This is a genomic window from Streptomyces sp. NPDC047049, from assembly GCF_040643995.1.
GTDB lineage: Bacteria > Actinomycetota > Actinomycetes > Streptomycetales > Streptomycetaceae > Streptomyces > Streptomyces mooreae.
In genome coordinates, this window is record NZ_JBEYVM010000001.1 from 468,715 (window position 1) to 486,370 (window position 17,656).

Sequence of the window (17,656 nt, forward strand, 5' to 3'; positions counted from 1 at the left end):
GGCCGGCGACGGATGAGGTGGGGCAGCGATGAATGCGCCGTACGACGGTGACCGGGGCCGGGGCGCCAACGGCGACCCCACGGGACCGGTGCCTCCGACGCCCCCGCCGCCCGCGGAACAGGACCCGTACGCCCAGGATCCGTACGCCCAGGACCCCTATGTCCAGGACGCCTACCGCAACGACCCGCACCGCGCCCAGGACCCGACGGCCCAGGATCCGGTGACCGAGGCGCTCTACGACCGCGCCGCGCACCCTCCGCCGCCGCCCGGGCAGCCCGCGCATCCGCTCTACCAGCAGCCTGCCGCGGGCAGCCACCCGCCCGACCCGCAGCTGTGGGCCACGCCCCCGCCGCCCGAGCCGCAGGGCCCGACCCGGAATCTGCCGTACGGCGATGCCGCGGCGACGACGCAGTTCGTGGGTGTGGACGACCTGATCACCCAGGCCGCCGACGAGCGTCCGGAGCCCGACGCCTTCGCCCATCTCTACCGGGACCAGCAGTCCTACGAGCCCCAGCACCCCGCTCCCGCGACGGCCGGCCCCTCGGCGCCCGCGGGACCCGGACCGGAGGCCGTGCCACAGCAGGCCGCACCGGAGCCGGCGCCCGTGGCGGCGGCCGGCAAGCCCTCCGGCGGCCGCGCCTCCGGCCTGTTCAAGTCCAGCGCGTTGATGGCCGCCGGCACGATGGTGTCGCGTCTCACCGGCTTCGTCCGCTCGGCACTGATCGTCGCGGCCCTCGGCGGTGCGGTGCTCGGTGACTCCTGGCAGGTCGCCTACCAGCTCCCGACGATGATCTTCATCCTGACCATCGGCGGCGGTCTCAACTCCGTCTTCGTCCCGCAGCTGGTGCGCGCGATGAAGGAGGACGAGGACGGCGGCGAGGCCTACGCGAACCGGCTGCTGACGCTGGTCATCGTGGTACTCGGCGTGCTCACGGTCCTGGCGGTCGTGGCGGCGCCGCTGCTGGTGAAACTGGTTTCCTTCGACATCTCCCGTGACCCGGCGGCCAACGAAGTCGCCGTCGCGTTCACCCGCTACTGCGTACCCACGATCTTCTTCATGGGTCTGCACGTCGTCATGGGACAGATCCTCAACGCCCGCGGCCGCTTCGGCGCGATGATGTGGACCCCCGTCCTCAACAACATCGTCATGATCGCGACCTTCGGCCTGTTCATCTGGGTCTACGGCACGGCGAAGACCTCGCACATCGGCGTCACCACCATCCCCGACGAGGGCATCCGGCTCCTGGGAATCGGCACCCTCCTCGGGCTCGTCGTCCAGGCACTGGCGATGATCCCTTACCTGCGCGACGCCGAATTCAAGCTCCGGCTGCGCTTCGACTGGCGCGGCCATGGCCTGGGCAAGGCCGCCAAGCTCGCCAAGTGGACCGTGCTGTTCGTGCTCGCCAACCAGGCGGGCGTCCTCGTCGTCACCCAGCTCTCCACCTGGGCCGGCAACACCGCCAACGACCAGGGGCACCCGGGCACCGGCTTCATCTCGTACGCCAGCGCACAGCTGATCTGGAACATGCCGCAGGCGATCATCACCGTCTCCGTCATGGCGGCGCTGCTGCCGCGGCTGGCACGGTCCGCACACGACGGTGACACCGGCGCCGTCCGGGACGACATGTCGCAGGGCCTGCGCACCTCCGCCGTCGCGATCGTGCCGATCTCGTTCGGCTTCCTCTCCCTCGGCGTCCCGCTGTGCACGCTGGTCTACGGCTCGTCCGGCGCCGGCGTCCCGATGGGCTACATGCTGATGGCCTTCGGTGTGGGGCTGATCCCGTTCTCGGTGCAGTACGTCGTCCTGCGCGCTTTCTATGCGTACGAGGACACCCGCACGCCCTTCTACAACACGGTGATCGTCGCGGCCGTCAACGCCGCGGCCTCCGGCCTGTGCTTCCTGGTCCTGCCCGCCCGCTGGGCCGTGGTCGGCATGGCGGCCTCCTACGGCCTGGCGTACATCATCGGCGTGGGTGTGGCCTGGCGCCGGCTGAGCAAGCGTATGGACGGTGATCTCGACACCGCTCATGTCGTGCGGACCTATGCACGGCTGGCGGGCGCCAGCATCCCGGCCACGATCATCTCGGGCGCCGCGGTGTACGGGATCATGCAGGCGCTGGGCACCGGTGTCCTCGGGTCGCTGGCCGCTCTGATCGCCGGTGCCGCCGCACTTCTGGCCGTGTTCTACGTGGCTGCACGCAAAATGCGCATCGAGGAACTGAACGCCCTGGTCGGCATGGTCCGGTCGAAGCTTGGGCGTTGATTGAGCACAACCATCGACTGCCACCGTGTGTCGTGCATAGTGGCGGACTGTGGGCACAATTGTCTTGGCTCATTGAGCCTGCAACGGATGGGGAGGCAGGAACGACGGTGGCGGAACGGAGCACGGCTGCCGTCGACGTGGCTGACACGAGCGGTGAGGAACCGCTGACCGCCAAGGCGGGTAAGGCCACGGACGACGGTGCTAAGGCCGAGAAGGTATCCGGCAGGGAAAAGGACGCCGAGGGCACCGACGAGGAGCGTGCCGCGGCGATCGAAGCCCAGCCACCGGAACTGCACAGCGGCCACAAGCTTGCCAGACGCTACCGCCTCGAGGAGTGCGTCACCCGTCTGGACGGATTCAGCAGCTGGCGTGCGGTCGACGAGAAGCTGCGCCGCGCCGTCGGCGTGCACATCCTGCCGGCCGACCACCCCCGGGCCCGGCCGGTGCTGTCCGCCGCCCGTTCCTCGGCGCTGCTGGGTGACCCCCGGTTCGTCCAGGTCCTGGACGCCGTCGAGGAGAACGACCTCGTCTACGTGGTCCATGAGTGGCTGCCGGACGCCACCGAGCTCACCACGGTGCTCGCCAACGGACCGCTGGAGCCGCACGACGCGTACCAGCTCGTCAGCCAGGTCTCCCAGGCCATGGCCGCCGCGCACCGCGAGGGCCTGTCCCATCTGCGGATCACCCCCGGCTCGGTGCTGCGCACGGAGTCCGGGCAGTACCGCATCCGTGGACTGGCCGTCATGGCGGCGCTGCGCGGTATCACCTGCGAGCACCCGCAGCGCACGGACACCGAGGCGATCGGGGCGCTGCTCTACTCCGCGCTGACCCAGCGCTGGCCGTACGAGAACGACGCCCACGGCCTCACCGGCCTGCCCAAGGGCGTCGGGCTGATCGCACCCGACCAGGTGCGCGCCGGTGTGCACCGCGGGCTGTCCGAACTCGCCATGCGCGCGTTGATCAACGATGGAGCCACGGCTTCCCGCCAGGAGCAGCCGTGCACCACCCCTGAGGAGCTGGCCAAGGCCGTGGCGGCCATGCCGCGTATCCGGCCTCCGGAGACCGCCTTCGCCACGCCTCCGCCGTATCAGCGCACGGGATACCAGCAGGGCAACTACCGGCAGCCGTCGGCTCGCCCTGCTCAGGCGAGCCATGCGACCCAGCCGGTCGCTTCTCCGCCGCCTCCGCTGCAGAGCCGCACCGGCCGGGCGCTGAAGTGGTCCGTCTCCGCGCTGCTGATCGCGGCGCTGGGGCTGGGAAGCTGGCAGCTGGCGGACACCCTGTTGAAGCGCGAGGAGGACCGGGACGATCCGGCCAACTCGCAGCCGGCCGATGGTCCGAAGAAGCACACCGGAAAGGCTCTCCCGGTCAAGGGCGCCACAGAGTTCTCGCCCCTGGCCAAGCCCTTCTCGGAGGATCAAGCTCACAATGTCACGGACGGCAATCCGAGTACTGCCTGGGTGACAGGACGGTTCTTGGGCTGGGCCAACTTCGGAAACCTGTCGCCGCGCGCAGACGGCAGCGGAATCATCATTGACCTCGGGAGCGCCAAGGACATCTCCGGGATACAGGCCACCATGTATCGGCCAGGCCAGACCGTAGAAGTCCGCGCAGCAGCACCCTCCGCAGCGAATCCGACGTCGCTCGGCGATTTCTCGCAACGCCTTTCCAAGCTGGGAAAAACCGGCGACAAGTTGGATGTGAAGCTCGACCAGTCGGTAAAGTCTCGCTACATCCTGGTCCACATTACGAAACTTTCCTCTGATGGAACATCGGATGGTTTCCGCGGCGGCATTTCAGAAGTGAAAATCTTCAGCTGACTCACCAGCATCAACTCAGCGCACCGGGAACCCGGAAATACGAGATTGAGAACGCCCCGCCAACCTTCGGGTCGGCGGGGCGACATCGTGCGGCAGACAGCCTGATCCTGCCCCACCATGACGTCACCCCCAACCCAAACTTTGACATGTGGGCTAAGATGATCATGCGCACTTACTCAAGTGCCGCAGTGATCAAACAGTCACCCGACAGGGCATCAGGGGGATACTTTGCTCAAGCACACTGGGTGGCGCCAAGCCGCAACGGCATCCGTGGCCACTTTGTTCCTCGTCGGCGGGATCGCCACCGCCACCCCTGCGTCCGCCGCCGGGGGCAACTACAGCTGTCGCAACTGGAAGCAGACGGTCGCCACGTGGAGCGCGAGCTGCACCGTCAAGAGCGGTCAGGCTCGCGCCGTCACCGACTGCAGCAACGGAAAGACGATTTACGGCGCGTGGACCGGCCGCGGAACGTGGAGGTTCGGCGGTAACTGCGGCAAGTACTTCGTCGTCGCCCAGGACACCGAGGGGCGCAACTAGCCCCCACCCGGCACGATGGCGCGCCGACGAATGAGCGAGCCATCGTGCCCCCCCCCCGGGCGATTCTGGCCTTTCGCGGCGCACTACCTGAGCAGAACTCCCCTGAGAAGCAGAAGCAGCAACGCATCCTTTAGCGTTCTCGGGCAAGAAGGTCACTCGCCTGCGGGGCGATAGGCTCCCTAGTGGTTCTCCGCACACCTGCCTACGATGAACAGTGACACATTGTTGCTTTAAGTCAAAGGGTGCTTACACAAAGTAGCACTAGGTTAGCGATCTTTACGCCGCTGTCTTACAGGGGACAAGATTTTCGGAGTCGGCGCCAGGGGAGGGGGTATGGATGGGCCTGCTAGAGGATTCTAGTGATCAAGACCTCATCGCTCGCCATGTCGCTGGCGACCCCGATGCCTTCGGGGAGATAGTCCGCCGCCACCGCGACCGGCTCTGGGCGGTGGCACTGCGCACCCTCGGTGATCGCGAAGAGGCTGCCGACGCCGTGCAGGACGCCCTGGTCTCCGCTTATCGCGCGGCTCACACCTTCCGCGGGCAGTCCGCCGTGACGACCTGGCTGCACCGCATCACGGTCAACGCCTGCCTGGACCGGGCGCGTAAGGCCGCTTCGCGGCGTACCTCGCCCGTTGCCGAGACCGAGCGGCTGGAGCAGCTTCTCGAACCCCAGGAATCCGCCGCGGCACCCGCCGAGCGCCAGGACCTGCACCGTGAGCTGCTCAGTGCTCTGCGCACGCTCCCCGAGGAACAGCGTGCGGCGCTCGTCCTCGTCGATATGCAGGGCTACCCCGTCGCGGAAGCCGCGGCGATCCTCGACATCCCCACCGGCACGGTGAAAAGCCGCTGTGCACGAGGCCGCGCTCGGCTCCTCCCCATGGTCACCCATCTGCGCGCCGACAGCGGGGATAGCAAACCCACGAGCGGGGGAAGGAACCGGGCGCAGGGGACATCCGTCCCACCGACGGCAGGACCGAACGACACAGGTGCCGTGAAGGGCGGAGGTGGGCGAGCGTGACGTCGATGACCGGCACGGATGAGCACCCCACAGGTGAGCACCCGGAAGTCTCCGAGCTCTCTGACCTCACGGACGGGCTGCTGTCCCCTTCTCGCAGCGCAGATGTGCGCCATCATCTCGCCGGCTGCCCGTTGTGTGATGACGTCTATGCGTCGTTGGAAGAGATCCGGGCACTGCTCGGCACCCTTCCCGGCCCGACACGTATGCCGGCCGACGTGGCCGGCCGTATCGATGCCGCCCTTGCCGCCGAGGCACTGCTGGACGCCAGCACGCCTGCCGCCGCGGCTCATGTTTCACGTGAAACAGCCACCACCTCCGTCATGGTTTCACGTGAAACCGACAATGAGCCTCCCCACCGTGTCGGAGCGTCCACCCGGCCTGCCGGGCGTGCCCGGGGGTCCTTTGGGCCAGGCCGCCAGTCGCCCGGCGGCCGTTCGCCTCGTTCGCGACGCTGGCCCCGTATTCTGCTCAGCACCGCAGCTGCCGCGGCGGTCTTCAGCTTCGGCGGCCTGCTCATCCAGAACGCCGCTGTCGACAGCTCCCAGGCCGGCCACCATGGCCGGGCCACCGCCGCCCCCGAGAAAACCACAGAGGCAGCAGGCCTGACCGCCGCCACCCTTGGTTCGCATGTACACGACCTGCTGGCGTCAAAGGGCTCGCACAAGTCCCCGGACATCGGCACGCGCACCGCTCCCGAGTCGACGCTGCGCGGCGGCGCCGACACCGTTCCGTCGTGTGTGCGTCTGGGCACCGGGCGGACGGAAGCACCGCTTGCGTCCAGCCACACCCGGTACCAGGGCAAGGACGCCTACCTCGTGGTGCTGCCGGATCCGGCCGACGCACAGCGCGTCTCCGCCTTTGTCATCAGTTCCTCCTGCGTCTCTGCCACGCCACCGGCTCCCGGAAAGATTCTGCTGTCTCACTCGTACCAGCGAGACTGAACGACGAGCAGTGCGCTGTGACACTCCGGGAATGCTCGCCCCGTAGGATCCGTTGGGTGGGGTGAGAGTTCCGAGAGCCCCAGCAAGCAGTCGGCAGAGACAAGGAAGACACCCGTGAGCGACGTCCGCAACGTGATCATCATTGGCTCCGGGCCCGCGGGCTACACCGCAGCGCTCTACACCGCCCGCGCGTCCCTGAAGCCGCTGGTCTTCGAAGGTGCCGTCACCGCCGGAGGCGCGCTGATGAACACCACCGACGTGGAGAACTTCCCCGGTTTCCGCGACGGCATCATGGGGCCGGACCTGATGGACAACATGCGCGCCCAGGCGGAGCGCTTCGGCGCCGAGCTGGTGCCGGACGACATCGTCTCGGTCGACCTCTCCGAGGAGATCAAGACCGTCACGGACACCGCCGGCAACGTGCACCGGGCGAAGACCGTGATCGTCAGCACCGGCTCCCAGCACCGCAAGCTCGGCCTTCCCCGTGAGGACGAGCTGTCCGGCCGTGGCGTCTCCTGGTGCGCCACCTGCGACGGGTTCTTCTTCAAGGACCAGGACATCGCCGTCATCGGTGGCGGCGACACCGCGATGGAGGAGGCCACCTTCCTCTCCCGCTTCGCCAAGTCGGTCACGGTCGTCCACCGCCGCGACACCCTGCGGGCCAGCAAGGCGATGCAGGAGCGTGCCTTCGCGGACCCGAAGATCAAGTTTGTGTGGGACAGCGACGTCGCCGAGATCCACGGTGAGAGCAAGCTCTCGGGTCTGACACTGCGCAACCGTAAGACCGGCGAGACCTCCGAACTCCCCGTCACCGGCCTCTTCATCGCGATCGGCCACGACCCGCGGACCGAGCTGTTCAAGGGGCAGCTGAAGCTCGACGACGAGGGCTACCTCAAGGTCGATGCGCCCAGCACGCGGACCAACCTGACGGGCGTCTTCGGTGCCGGCGATGTCGTCGACCACACCTACCGCCAGGCAATCACCGCGGCCGGTACGGGCTGCTCCGCCGCCCTCGACGCCGAGCGGTTCCTCGCGGCGCTGTCGGACAGCGAGGCGCCCGAGCCGGACAAGACCGCCTCCGTCTGATCCGCGCACCCAGCTTTCCCACCACCCACACCCAGTAAGGAGATTGCCATGGCCGGCGCCACGGTGACCGTCACGGACGACAACTTCGAAGAGGTCGTTCTCAAGAGCGACAAGCCCGTCCTTGTGGACTTCTGGGCCACCTGGTGCGGCCCGTGCCGCCAGGTCGCCCCGTCCCTGGAGGCAATTGCCGCCGAGCACGACGAGATCGTCATCGCCAAGCTGAACACCGACGAGAACCCGGCCACCACCGCCAAGTACGGCGTCATGTCGATCCCGACCATGAACGTCTACCAGGGCGGCGAGGTCGTGAAGACCATCGTCGGTGCCAAGCCGAAGGCAGCGATCGAGCGCGACCTGGCGGACTACCTCGCCTGAGTCACGCCACTCCGTTTCACGGGAAACGGGCCTGCCCCACCAAGGGGCGGGCCCGTTCTCTGTTTCACGGGAAACCGCACGCCCTACAACGGTCGCAGGGCCGGTTCCTTCTGCACGGCTCCCAGCAAGCGGTCGAGAGCCAGTTCGACATCTTCCTTCCACGAGAGCGTGGTCCGCAGCTCGAGGCGCAGCCGAGGGAAGCGGGGATGGGGCCGTACGGTCTTGAAGCCGACCGCGAGGAGGTGATGGGCGGGCAGCACACACGCCGGCTCGCTCCAGCGGGCATCGCCAAAGGCTTCGATGGCTTTGAAGCCGCGCTGGATGAGGTCCTTGGCGACCGTCTGGACCATCACGCGTCCCAGCCCCTGACCTTGGTATCCAGGGATCAGCCAGGCCGTCAGCAACTGCACCGCGTCCGGTGAGACCGGGCTGGTGGGGAAGGCCGTGGAACGCGGCACATACGCCGGCGGGGCATACATCACGAACCCGACGGGCACCTCGTCGACATAGACCACCCGCCCGCAGGACCCCCACTCCAGCAGTACTGCCGAGATCCAGGCTTCCTTCTCCAGCTCCGGGCGTCCCGCTTTTACCGCGGCCTCGCCGCTGACGGGGTCGAGCTCCCAGAAGACACAGGAGCGGCAGCGCTTGGGAAGGTCCGGAAGGTTGTCCAACGTGAGCGGTACGAGCCGACGGCCCATGAAACCAGGTCCTCGCTTCCCTCGCCTGCCGCACCACGAAGCGCCGTCAGCGCCGCCTGCTCTCTGAGCAGACCACCAACGAATCCTCCGACAGCTGCGAGGCCGAACCCCGCTGCCAACAGTCCGGTGCGGCTCACCGATTGCATGGCCCTCTCCTCGGTGTGAGGTCTCTCCACATGGATGCGTGCCATACCCGAACGCATCGTATCCACCCTTTACGGGCACGGATACCGCAAGAGAGCAAAGGGCGGGCCGTGTTCCGGTATGCACTCCGGAACACGGCCCGCCCAGGAGCCGAGAGCATCAGCTCACTCTTCGTCGTCGCTCTCCTCGGCCAGCGACTGGCCCAGGACCCGCCCCTCACCAGGGGCGAGCGTGCCGAGGATACGCTCCAGATCATCCATCGAGGCGAACTCGACGACGATCTTTCCCTTCTTCTGCCCCAGGTCGACCTTCACCCGGGTCTCGAAGCGATCGGACAGCCGGGAGGCCAGACCCGTCAGCGCGGGAGACACCCGGGTGCCCGCACGGGGACCCTTGGCCTTGTTCGCGCTCTTGGGGGTCGACCCCATCAGCGTGACGATCTCCTCGACGGAACGGACCGACAGTCCCTCTGCCACGATGCGTCGCGCGAGGTGGTCCTGCTCTTCCGAGTCCTCCACGGACAGCAGGGCGCGGGCATGTCCTGCGGAGAGCACACCCGCAGCGAGCCGCTTCTGCACGGACGGCGAGAGCTTCAGCAGCCGCAGCGTGTTGGAGACCTGTGGGCGCGAACGCCCGATCCGGTCGGCCAGCTCGTCATGCGTGCACTTGAAGTCCTTCAGCAGCTGGTCGTAAGCGGCTGCCTCTTCCAGCGGGTTGAGCTGCGCCCGGTGGAGGTTCTCCAGAAGGGCATCGAGCAGCAGCTTCTCGTCGTCCGTGGCCCGCACGATCGCGGGAATCTTCTCCAGGCCGGCCTCACGGCACGCCCGCCAGCGGCGCTCACCCATGATGAGCTCATACCGCCCCGGTCCCGTCTGACGGACCACCACCGGCTGGAGCAGGCCCACCTCCTTGATGGAGGTGACCAGCTCGGCAAGGGCGTCCTCGTCGAAGACCTCACGCGGCTGGCGCGGGTTCGGCTTGATCGCGTCCAGTGGCACCTCGGCGAAGTGTGCACCTGCCACTTCCGACACGCCGGCCGACGATGCCTCCGACCCTGCCGATGTCTCCGTTTCACGTGAAACACCGTGCGTCGGCAGCGACGTCACCTTGGCGGCCGCCACTCCTCGTTCCGGGGCCAAGACCGGTGCGGACGACGAGGACGCCGCTCCCTGTCCCGTAGTCCCGGCATGGTCCGTGCTCTGCGGTGCCGCGGGGATCAGCGCACCGAGCCCACGGCCCAGGCCTCTACGTCGTTCGCTCACTGAGTCCCCTCCGAGATGCTGTGCTGTGCTTCATAGTTGACGCTGAGGCCCTGGCCCCCGGTGTGCGGGACCCCACGCAACGCGATCTCTCGGGCTGCTTCGAGATAGGAAAGCGAGCCACTGGATCCCGGGTCATAGGTGAGCACCGTCTGCCCATAGCTGGGTGCCTCGGAGATGCGCACCGAGCGGGGAATGCTGGTACGGAGCACCTCGTGGCCGAAGTGACTGCGCACTTCATCGGCGACCTGGGAGGCCAGCCGGGTGCGGCCGTCGTACATGGTGAGCAGGATCGTCGAGACATGGAGCTCGGGGTTGAGATGCCCCCGCACCAGATCAACGTTCCGGAGCAGCTGGCCCAGCCCCTCCAGCGCGTAATACTCGCACTGAATCGGGATCAGTACCTCGGCGCCGGCCACCAGAGCGTTGACCGTCAGCAGGCCGAGCGAGGGCGGGCAGTCGATGAAGATGTAGTCCAGGGGCTGTTCATACGCCTTGATCGCCCGGTCGAGACGGCTCTCACGGGCCACCAGCGAGACCAGCTCGATCTCCGCACCGGCCAGATCGATCGTGGCGGGCGCGCAGAACAAGCCCTCCACATCCACGACCGGCTGTACGACATCGGAGAGTGGCTTGCTCTCCACGAGTACGTCGTAGATGGAGGGCACTTCGGAGTGGTGGTCGATGCCCAGCGCCGTTGACGCATTGCCCTGGGGGTCGAGGTCGATCACCAGAACCCGGGCACCGTGCAGAGCCAAGGAGGCCGCCAGGTTCACCGTGGTCGTGGTCTTGCCGACCCCGCCCTTCTGGTTGGCAACCACCATGACCCGAGTCTGTTCAGGCCGGGGCAGCCCCTCACCCGCGCGGCCAAGTGCCTCCACCGCCAGCTGAGCTGCACGACCGATCGGGGTGTCGTCCATCGGGGGCGGCGTTTCACGTGAAACGTCGTCCCCGAACGACTCGCTACGGGGACCGGGGACCGGATCGGTCATCGGTCCCGCGATGTTGGCGTCGGACCGCAAGGATTCACTCTCCTCGACATCAGGCTCGCAATGTTCAGAGCCTGCCATGCTTTCGGTGTCGCGAACCAGTGAGGTCCGTTCTCCTGTGGACGAATCCACTTCTGTGGATACTTCGCTGACCCTTGTGGGTCTACGGTCGCGGGGCGCGGCGGCCGCACGACCACGGTCGATGATCCCTTGCAGTAGAGAACGACGTTTCACGTGAAACACGATGCCAGCGTCACGCCTGAATCAGCCGCGACACTCCGTCTTGTGTCGTTTTGGTGGCATTAAGGGCCTTTGCCGTTTTCTCTCGGCACCGAACGGCACCCGCTGGCGCCCCTGCCGGTCGGTGACGACCCGGCCCCAGGGCGTCAGCGCCGACGGCCCCTCGATGCCCGGCCCACCCGAGCCGCCTTGGCCCGCTTGGCCGCAAAGCGCACACCGCCGGGACTCTCGCCCACCTCGACCCGTACGACGGTCGACGGCGGATCCACGATGCCCTCGCCGACGTGCACCACCGAGGTCTCCACGACGCCCAGCTTGCTCAGCGCCGCCCGGGCTCCCTTGAGCTCCTCCTCCGCGGCATCGCCCTTGAGCGCCAGCATCTCGCCGTAAGGACGCAGCAGCGGAACCCCCCAGCCGGCCAGCCGGTCGAGCGGGGCGACGGCGCGCGCCGTCACCACATGCACCTGGGGCAGCTTTCCCATCACCTCTTCGGCCCGCCCGCGCACGACCGTGACATGGTCCAGCCCCAGCAGCTCGACGACTTCCTGAAGGAAGTTCGTACGCCGCAGCAACGGCTCCAGCAGCGTGATCTTCAAATCCGGGCGCACCAGAGCCAGCGGGATACCGGGCAGCCCGGCCCCCGAGCCCACATCGCAGACCGAGACGCCCTCGGGCACGACCTCGGAGAGCACCGCGCAGTTCAACAGGTGCCGCTCCCACAACCGCGGCACCTCACGCGGGCCGATGAGCCCACGCTTCACCCCGGCGTCGGCGAGCAGTTCGCCGTACCGCACGGCCTCCGCAAAGCGCTCGCCGAAAACCTCCTCCGCCGCCTTCGGCGCAGGAGGGAGCTCCGCTGCTGCCTCCGTCACGGGAACCGCCCTTCCTCTGGACTGCTTTTCCTGCCGGGAACCCGGGTTACGCCCCCCGGGATAACACAGAACGCTGACAACTTTTGGCCCCGCCTGCGAGCAGACGGGGCCAAAGAAAAACGGGAGCGCTGAGCGGTCAGGCCGGGAGAACAACCACTCGGCGCTGCGGCTCCTCGCCCTCGGACTCGCTGCGGAGCCCGGCCGCCGCCACCGCGTCGTGGACGACCTTGCGCTCGAACGGCGTCATGGGGTCGAGCTTCACCAGCTCACCGGTGCCCTTGACCTCTTCCGCGGCCTTCGCACCGATCTCCGCGAGCTCCTCGCGCTTACGCGCCCGGAAGCCGGCGATGTCCAGCATCAGACGGCTGCGGTCACCGGTTTCACGGTGCACGGCCAGCCGGGTCAGCTCCTGCAGAGCCTCCAGCACCTCACCGTCGCGGCCCACCAGCTTCTGCAGGTCACGGCTGGTCGAGTCACTGATGATCGACACAGCGGCACGGTCGGCCTCGACATCCATGTCGATGTCACCGTCGAGGTCGGCGATGTCCAGCAGACCCTCGAGGTAGTCGGCCGCGATCTCGCCTTCCTGCTCCAGGCGGGTCAGGGTGTCGGTGCCCTTGGTGGCAGGGGTCGTGTCCGTCACGAAAGGACTCCTTCTTACTTCTTGGACGGGTGCTTGGGGCGCTGCTGGCCCTTGCGCTGGCCGGACTTGGTGGTGCGGGACCCGGAGGCGCCGCCCTTCTCCTTGCCCTCCTGCGCGTCCTTCTTCTCCAGCGACTGCTTCTTCGCAGCACCCTGTCCGGCGCCCGTACCACCCGAAGCGGATCCGGCACGCGTACGGCTCTGCGCACCGCCGGCCGGTGCGGCGCCGCCGGTCTGCCGCTGGGACTTCGTCTGGCGCTTGGGCTGCTGGCGGTTCTGGCGCGCCTCCTCGGCGGCCTGCTTCGCCTCGACGACGGCCGGGTCCTCGACGATCTTGCCGGCGGCACGCAGCCGCTCCTGGCGCTCCGCGAAGGCCTTGCTGCCCGGGGTCGGGTTACGACGGATGACGAACATCTGCTGGCCCATGGTCCACACGTTGGTGGTCAGCCAGTAGACGAGAACACCGACGGGGAAGTTGATGCCGAAGACGGCGAACATGATGGGGAAGACGTACATCAGCATCTTCTGCTGCTGCATGAACGGCGTCTTCACCGTGAGGTCGACGTTCTTGGTCATCAGCTGGCGCTGCGTGTAGAACTGCGACGCCGACATCAGGACGATCATGATGATCGTGACCACGCGGACGTCGACCACGGAAGCACCGAGGCTCTGGATCTTCTCCGCGCTGTCCATGAACTTCGCCGCCAGCGGCGCACCGAAGATGTGCGCTTTCTGCGCGCTCTCCAGCAGCGGCTGGTCGATGACGCCGACCGTCTTGTTCTGCGCGATGTGGCTCAGGACCTGGTACAGCGAGATGAAGAACGGCGACTGGGCCAGAATCGGGAGACAGCTCGAGAGCGGGTTGGTACCCGTCTCCTTGTAGAGCTTCATCATCTCTTCGGACTGGCGCTGCTTGTCGTTCTTGTAGCGCTCCTGGATCGCCTTCATCTTCGGCTGGAGCGCCTGCATGTTCCGCGTCGATTTGATCTGCTTCACGAAGAGCGGGATCAGGCAGATACGGATCAGCACCACCAGCGAGACGATGGACAGACCCCACGCCGCGCCACTGTCCTTGTCAAAGATGAGGCTGTAGAACGAGTGGAACTGGACGATGATCCAGGAAACAGCGATATAGAGGGGACCGAGGATCGTGTCCACGAATCAGGCTCCTTGGGCGTTGGGCTGAGTCTCGGGCTGGGCGACAGGCTCAGGGACGGTGGGCCCGCCCAGGCGGCTCCTCAGCCGCTGATGCCAAACCGGACGCTTCCGGGGAGGGACGTGGTCGACGCCACCGAGCGACCACGGATTGCATCGCAGGATGCGCCAGGCTGTCAGCGCAGTCCCTTTCACCGCACCGTGCCGGTCGATGGCCGTGTAGCCATAGTGCGAGCACGACGGGTAGTACTTGCAGACCGGTCCCAACAAGGGGCTGATGGTCCACTGGTAGATCTTGATCAAAAGCAGCAGCGGGTACTTCACTGTGCGCTCCCTCCCGGGTCCCGTCCGGGGTTCCGGGGGCCCGCGGCGGAGCCGCCGCCGGTCACGGCCCCCGGGGGATGGCAGCCTTTCGGCACCCCTCCCAGCAGCCGCTCAAGGGCGGCATCCAGGTCGCGGGCCAGTTGGTCGTGTTCCGCATCACCCGCACAGGGCAGGGCCCGTACGACAACCAGGCTACCGGCGGGCAGCCGGTCCAGCCGGTCGCGCATCAGATGCCGAAGCCTGCGCTGGACCTTGTTGCGCACGACGGCGTTGCCCACTGCCTTGCTCACGACGAAACCCGCACGTGCCGGGGGAACACTCTCCCCCGGCCCGTGCGGGTCCGTTGCACCGCTGCGGAAATGAACGACAAGGAGCGGGCGCCCGGCCCTGCGTCCCCGGCGTACCGCGGCCGCGAAGTCCTCGCGCCGCCTCAGCCGATTCTCGGTAGGCAGCACGTCATGGACCTAGGTTCAGGCTGCTCAGGCCGACAGGCGGGCGCGACCCTTGCCACGGCGGGACGCGAGAATCGCGCGGCCGGCGCGGGTCCGCATGCGCAGACGGAAGCCGTGGGTCTTCGCGCGGCGGCGGTTGTTCGGCTGGAAGGTGCGCTTGCTCACTCGGGGGCTCCAGGAATGCTTGTTGTCTCAAGGAGAGACAGATGTGGGGCGTCGACTGGCTGTCACCGTGCGCCCACGAGTAGCTCGCAACGCCTAAGTGCACCGCTACACGATCACTCGAGCGTGATCTTTGCCCATCGGAGGCAGGCGGCAGCAGCCATCGACAACTCGACCTGGTCACGGTACGCGCGGCTACGCCATCCGGTCAAACCGGCTCCTCGGCGGCCCCGACCGGGCTCTTGTCAGGACACACTATGCACAGCCTGTGGACAACAACTTGAATCCCCAGGCCCGCCCTGACTACCGTGGCTGAACTCCGATTCCTTCCCGCCCGTCCTGAGAATCACACATTCGTGGGACTGCTGAGAGAGCGTGCCCCGTGGCTGATGTACCTGCCGATCTTGCCGCAGTGTGGCCGCGCGTGCTCGACCATCTCCTTCGCGCGGAGGCCGACGGCCTCAAGCCCAAGGACCAGGACTGGCTCAAGCGCACCCAGCCGCTGGCGCTGGTTGCCGACACCGCGCTGCTCGCCGTCCCCAATGAGTTCGCCAAGGGTGTGCTGGAAGGCCGGCTGGCGCCGCTGATCGGGGAGGCTCTGAGCCATGAGTGCGGCCGCCCGATCCGGATCGCGATCACCGTTGACGACTCCTCCGAGGAGCCCCCGGCGCCGCCCGCACCCCCGCACCAGTCGCCGCAGCACCCGTCCCCCCAGCACCCGTCGTCGCCTCAGCAGCACACCCCGCACTCTCAGCCGTCACATCAGGCACAGCAGCAACACGATGCCTACGACGGCTACGAAGCACGGCACGACAACCGCCACGAGAGCCGTCACGACAACCGGCAGGGCTACGGGCACCAGGGCGAGGACCTGCCCGGCGTGCGCCCCGCCTATCCGGACTACCAGCAGCCCCGGCACGAGCCCGGCGGCTGGCCGCAGCACTCCTCCGGTATGGCCGGCGGCCCCGGCCCGCGCGATGACTACGGCTGGCAGCAGCACCTCGGCGGCTACCCCGAGCGCGACCCCTACGCCTCCCCTTCGTCCCATGTATCGCAGCATCAGCAGCGGCAGAACGACTACCGCGGGCAGGCACCCGACCGCAGCGGGCCGCCGCAGCACTCCGACGTCCGCTCCCCTTACGACCAGCCGCGCCGCGACCTCTCCGAGCACCAGCCCGGCGGGCACAACGGCCGCTCGGGCGCTCCCGGCTCCGGCCCCGGCGCCGTGCTTCCCGCGCCCAGCGGTGCGCCCAGCCCGCTCGCCGCGCAGCCCGCACCGGCGACCGGCCCCGGTGAGCCGACCGCGCGGCTGAACCCGAAGTACCTCTTCGACACCTTCGTCATCGGTGCCTCGAACCGCTTTGCGCACGCCGCCGCGGTCGCCGTCGCCGAGGCGCCGGCCAAGGCGTACAACCCGCTGTTCATCTACGGGGAGTCCGGTCTCGGCAAGACCCATCTGCTGCATGCCATCGGGCACTACGCGCGGAGCCTGTACCCCGGCACCCGGGTGCGGTACGTGAGCTCGGAGGAGTTCACCAACGAGTTCATCAACTCCATCCGCGACGGCAAGGCGGACGCGTTCCGCAAGCGCTACCGCGACATGGACATCCTGCTGGTCGACGACATCCAGTTCCTGGCGAGCAAGGAGTCGACGCAGGAGGAGTTCTTCCACACCTTCAATACGCTGCACAACGCGAACAAGCAGATCGTGCTCTCCAGCGACCGGCCGCCCAAGCAGCTGGTCACCCTGGAGGACCGGCTGCGCAACCGCTTCGAATGGGGTCTGATCACCGACGTCCAGCCGCCCGAGCTGGAGACCCGGATCGCGATCCTCCGCAAGAAGGCGGTCCAGGAGCAGCTGAACGCACCGCCGGAGGTGCTGGAGTTCATCGCGTCCCGGATCTCGCGCAACATCCGTGAGCTGGAGGGCGCGCTCATCCGGGTCACCGCGTTCGCCTCGCTCAACCGGCAGCCGGTGGACCTGGGGCTGACCGAGATCGTGCTGAAGGACCTGATCCCCGGTGGCGAGGACGCCGCGCCGGAGATCACCGCGACCGCGATCATGGCTTCGACGGCCGACTACTTCGGGCTGACCATCGACGACCTGTGCGGCTCGTCACGCAGCCGGGTGCTGGTGACCGCCCGCCAGATCGCCATGTATCTGTGCCGCGAGCTGACGGATCTCTCCCTGCCGAAGATCGGCGCGCAGTTCGGCGGCCGGGACCATACGACCGTGATGCACGCCGACCGCAAGATCCGCGCGCTGATGGCCGAGCGGCGCTCGATCTACAACCAGGTCACCGAGCTGACCAACCGCATCAAGAACGGCTGAGGGCGGCCACGCTGCCACCGGCCACCGCAGGACGTCCCAGGGCGCTCCGGATCCGTTCCGGCAGCGCCCTTCGTCGTACGGGGCCGGCCGTGCGGCGAAGCCCGCGCCTCCCCACAGGCCGAGTGCCCTGAACGCGTCACTCGCCGCTCCCGAGGCCGTCCGAAGACGCTCCCGGCCCGGCTCCCGGACCCCTGTGGCCCTTCCTTCGATCCGCCCCGCCGTCGTCCCAAACCTGTGGAGCGCGCCTGCTGTGTTCGATTCCGCGGCCGGTCACGGCTTCTCTCCACAGATTGGGCAAGAATCTTCCGTCCACATCCTGGGGAGGGGAAAGTTATCCCTGT

General features: G+C 67.7%; 17 protein-coding genes. 8 read left to right on the top strand and 9 right to left on the bottom strand.

Annotated elements, in window-relative coordinates; translation table 11 throughout:
- The first annotated feature begins 28 nt into the window (after window positions 1–28).
- The 7 genes from murJ (at window position 29) to trxA (ending at window position 8,043) form a co-directional block, all read left to right on the top strand.
- Window positions 29–2,263: a murein biosynthesis integral membrane protein MurJ gene (gene murJ / locus ABZ851_RS02210; RefSeq protein WP_361120858.1), complete on the top strand. Its 2,235-nt coding sequence runs from the start codon at window positions 29–31 to the stop codon at window positions 2,261–2,263.
- A 107-nt stretch (window positions 2,264–2,370) separates the two neighbouring features.
- Window positions 2,371–4,083 carry a serine/threonine protein kinase gene (locus ABZ851_RS02215; protein ID WP_361121782.1) on the top strand — a complete coding sequence of 571 codons (1,713 nt, stop codon included), beginning with the start codon at window positions 2,371–2,373 and terminating at the stop codon, window positions 4,081–4,083.
- A 270-nt stretch (window positions 4,084–4,353) separates the two neighbouring features.
- Window positions 4,354–4,620 carry a hypothetical protein gene (locus ABZ851_RS02220; RefSeq protein WP_361120861.1) on the top strand — a complete coding sequence of 89 codons (267 nt, stop codon included), beginning with the start codon at window positions 4,354–4,356 and terminating at the stop codon, window positions 4,618–4,620.
- A gap of 337 nt (window positions 4,621–4,957) precedes the next feature.
- Window positions 4,958–5,641: an RNA polymerase sigma factor SigM gene (gene sigM / locus ABZ851_RS02225; RefSeq protein ID WP_361120864.1), complete on the top strand. Its 684-nt coding sequence runs from the start codon at window positions 4,958–4,960 to the stop codon at window positions 5,639–5,641.
- A 5-nt stretch (window positions 5,642–5,646) separates the two neighbouring features.
- Window positions 5,647–6,582 (top strand): zf-HC2 domain-containing protein, encoded by a 936-nt coding sequence (locus ABZ851_RS02230; protein WP_361121785.1) that lies wholly within the window; start codon window positions 5,647–5,649, stop codon window positions 6,580–6,582.
- A gap of 114 nt (window positions 6,583–6,696) precedes the next feature.
- On the top strand, window positions 6,697–7,668 hold the full coding sequence (trxB, locus tag ABZ851_RS02235; protein ID WP_336047542.1) for a thioredoxin-disulfide reductase: 972 nt from the start codon (window positions 6,697–6,699) through the stop codon (window positions 7,666–7,668).
- A 48-nt stretch (window positions 7,669–7,716) separates the two neighbouring features.
- Window positions 7,717–8,043, top strand: coding sequence for a thioredoxin (gene trxA, locus ABZ851_RS02240; RefSeq protein WP_030615259.1), 327 nt, complete (start codon window positions 7,717–7,719; stop codon window positions 8,041–8,043).
- Window positions 8,044–8,126: 83 nt separating this feature from the next.
- Here trxA and ABZ851_RS02245 read toward each other — a convergent pair whose 3' ends face one another.
- The 9 genes from ABZ851_RS02245 to rpmH all read right to left on the bottom strand — a co-directional run bounded on the left by ABZ851_RS02245 (window position 8,127) and on the right by rpmH (window position 14,986).
- On the bottom strand, window positions 8,127–8,744 hold the full coding sequence (locus ABZ851_RS02245; RefSeq protein WP_088798845.1) for a GNAT family N-acetyltransferase: 618 nt from the start codon (window positions 8,742–8,744) through the stop codon (window positions 8,127–8,129).
- Between the two features lie 308 nt (window positions 8,745–9,052).
- Window positions 9,053–10,150, bottom strand: coding sequence for a ParB/RepB/Spo0J family partition protein (locus ABZ851_RS02250; RefSeq protein WP_361120869.1), 1,098 nt, complete (start codon window positions 10,148–10,150; stop codon window positions 9,053–9,055).
- Window positions 10,147–11,217 (bottom strand): AAA family ATPase, encoded by a 1,071-nt coding sequence (locus ABZ851_RS02255; RefSeq protein ID WP_336047841.1) that lies wholly within the window; start codon window positions 11,215–11,217, stop codon window positions 10,147–10,149. Before ABZ851_RS02255 ends, ABZ851_RS02250 begins: the two co-directional genes overlap by 4 nt.
- Before the next feature lie 305 nt (window positions 11,218–11,522).
- A complete protein-coding gene (rsmG, locus tag ABZ851_RS02260; protein WP_088798842.1) occupies window positions 11,523–12,248 on the bottom strand; it encodes a 16S rRNA (guanine(527)-N(7))-methyltransferase RsmG in 726 nt (241 codons plus the stop codon).
- A gap of 136 nt (window positions 12,249–12,384) precedes the next feature.
- A complete protein-coding gene (locus ABZ851_RS02265) occupies window positions 12,385–12,891 on the bottom strand; it encodes a R3H domain-containing nucleic acid-binding protein (RefSeq protein ID WP_361120873.1) in 507 nt (168 codons plus the stop codon).
- 14 nt (window positions 12,892–12,905) lie between these two features.
- Window positions 12,906–14,048 (bottom strand): membrane protein insertase YidC, encoded by a 1,143-nt coding sequence (yidC, locus tag ABZ851_RS02270; protein ID WP_361120876.1) that lies wholly within the window; start codon window positions 14,046–14,048, stop codon window positions 12,906–12,908.
- 3 nt (window positions 14,049–14,051) lie between these two features.
- Entirely contained in the window at window positions 14,052–14,369 is a 318-nt protein-coding gene (gene yidD, locus ABZ851_RS02275) for a membrane protein insertion efficiency factor YidD (RefSeq protein ID WP_006604423.1), read from the bottom strand.
- Window positions 14,366–14,824 carry a ribonuclease P protein component gene (rnpA, locus tag ABZ851_RS02280; protein WP_361120879.1) on the bottom strand — a complete coding sequence of 153 codons (459 nt, stop codon included), beginning with the start codon at window positions 14,822–14,824 and terminating at the stop codon, window positions 14,366–14,368. The genes yidD and rnpA overlap by 4 nt, the downstream gene beginning before the upstream one ends.
- Before the next feature lie 24 nt (window positions 14,825–14,848).
- Window positions 14,849–14,986 (bottom strand): 50S ribosomal protein L34, encoded by a 138-nt coding sequence (gene rpmH / locus ABZ851_RS02285; RefSeq protein WP_003949374.1) that lies wholly within the window; start codon window positions 14,984–14,986, stop codon window positions 14,849–14,851.
- Between the two features lie 379 nt (window positions 14,987–15,365).
- Between rpmH and dnaA the strand changes: the two genes are divergently transcribed.
- Window positions 15,366–17,315, top strand: a complete 1,950-nt coding sequence (gene dnaA / locus ABZ851_RS02290; protein ID WP_361120882.1) for a chromosomal replication initiator protein DnaA — start codon at window positions 15,366–15,368, stop codon at window positions 17,313–17,315.
- Window positions 17,316–17,656 lie beyond the last annotated feature (341 nt).

What these genes read in the sequence shown, in the direction of transcription:
- ABZ851_RS02245 (WP_088798845.1), bottom strand. Translation starts at nt 8,744, where the DNA reads ATGGGCCGTCGGCTCGTACCGCTCACGTTGGACAACCTTCCGGACCTT.
- sigM (WP_361120864.1), top strand. Translation starts at nt 4,958, where the DNA reads ATGGGCCTGCTAGAGGATTCTAGTGATCAAGACCTCATCGCTCGCCAT.
- ABZ851_RS02255 (WP_336047841.1), bottom strand. Translation starts at nt 11,217, where the DNA reads ATGGCAGGCTCTGAACATTGCGAGCCTGATGTCGAGGAGAGTGAATCC.
- trxA (WP_030615259.1), top strand. Translation starts at nt 7,717, where the DNA reads ATGGCCGGCGCCACGGTGACCGTCACGGACGACAACTTCGAAGAGGTC.
- murJ (WP_361120858.1), top strand. Translation starts at nt 29, where the DNA reads ATGAATGCGCCGTACGACGGTGACCGGGGCCGGGGCGCCAACGGCGAC.
- ABZ851_RS02230 (WP_361121785.1), top strand. Translation starts at nt 5,647, where the DNA reads ATGACCGGCACGGATGAGCACCCCACAGGTGAGCACCCGGAAGTCTCC.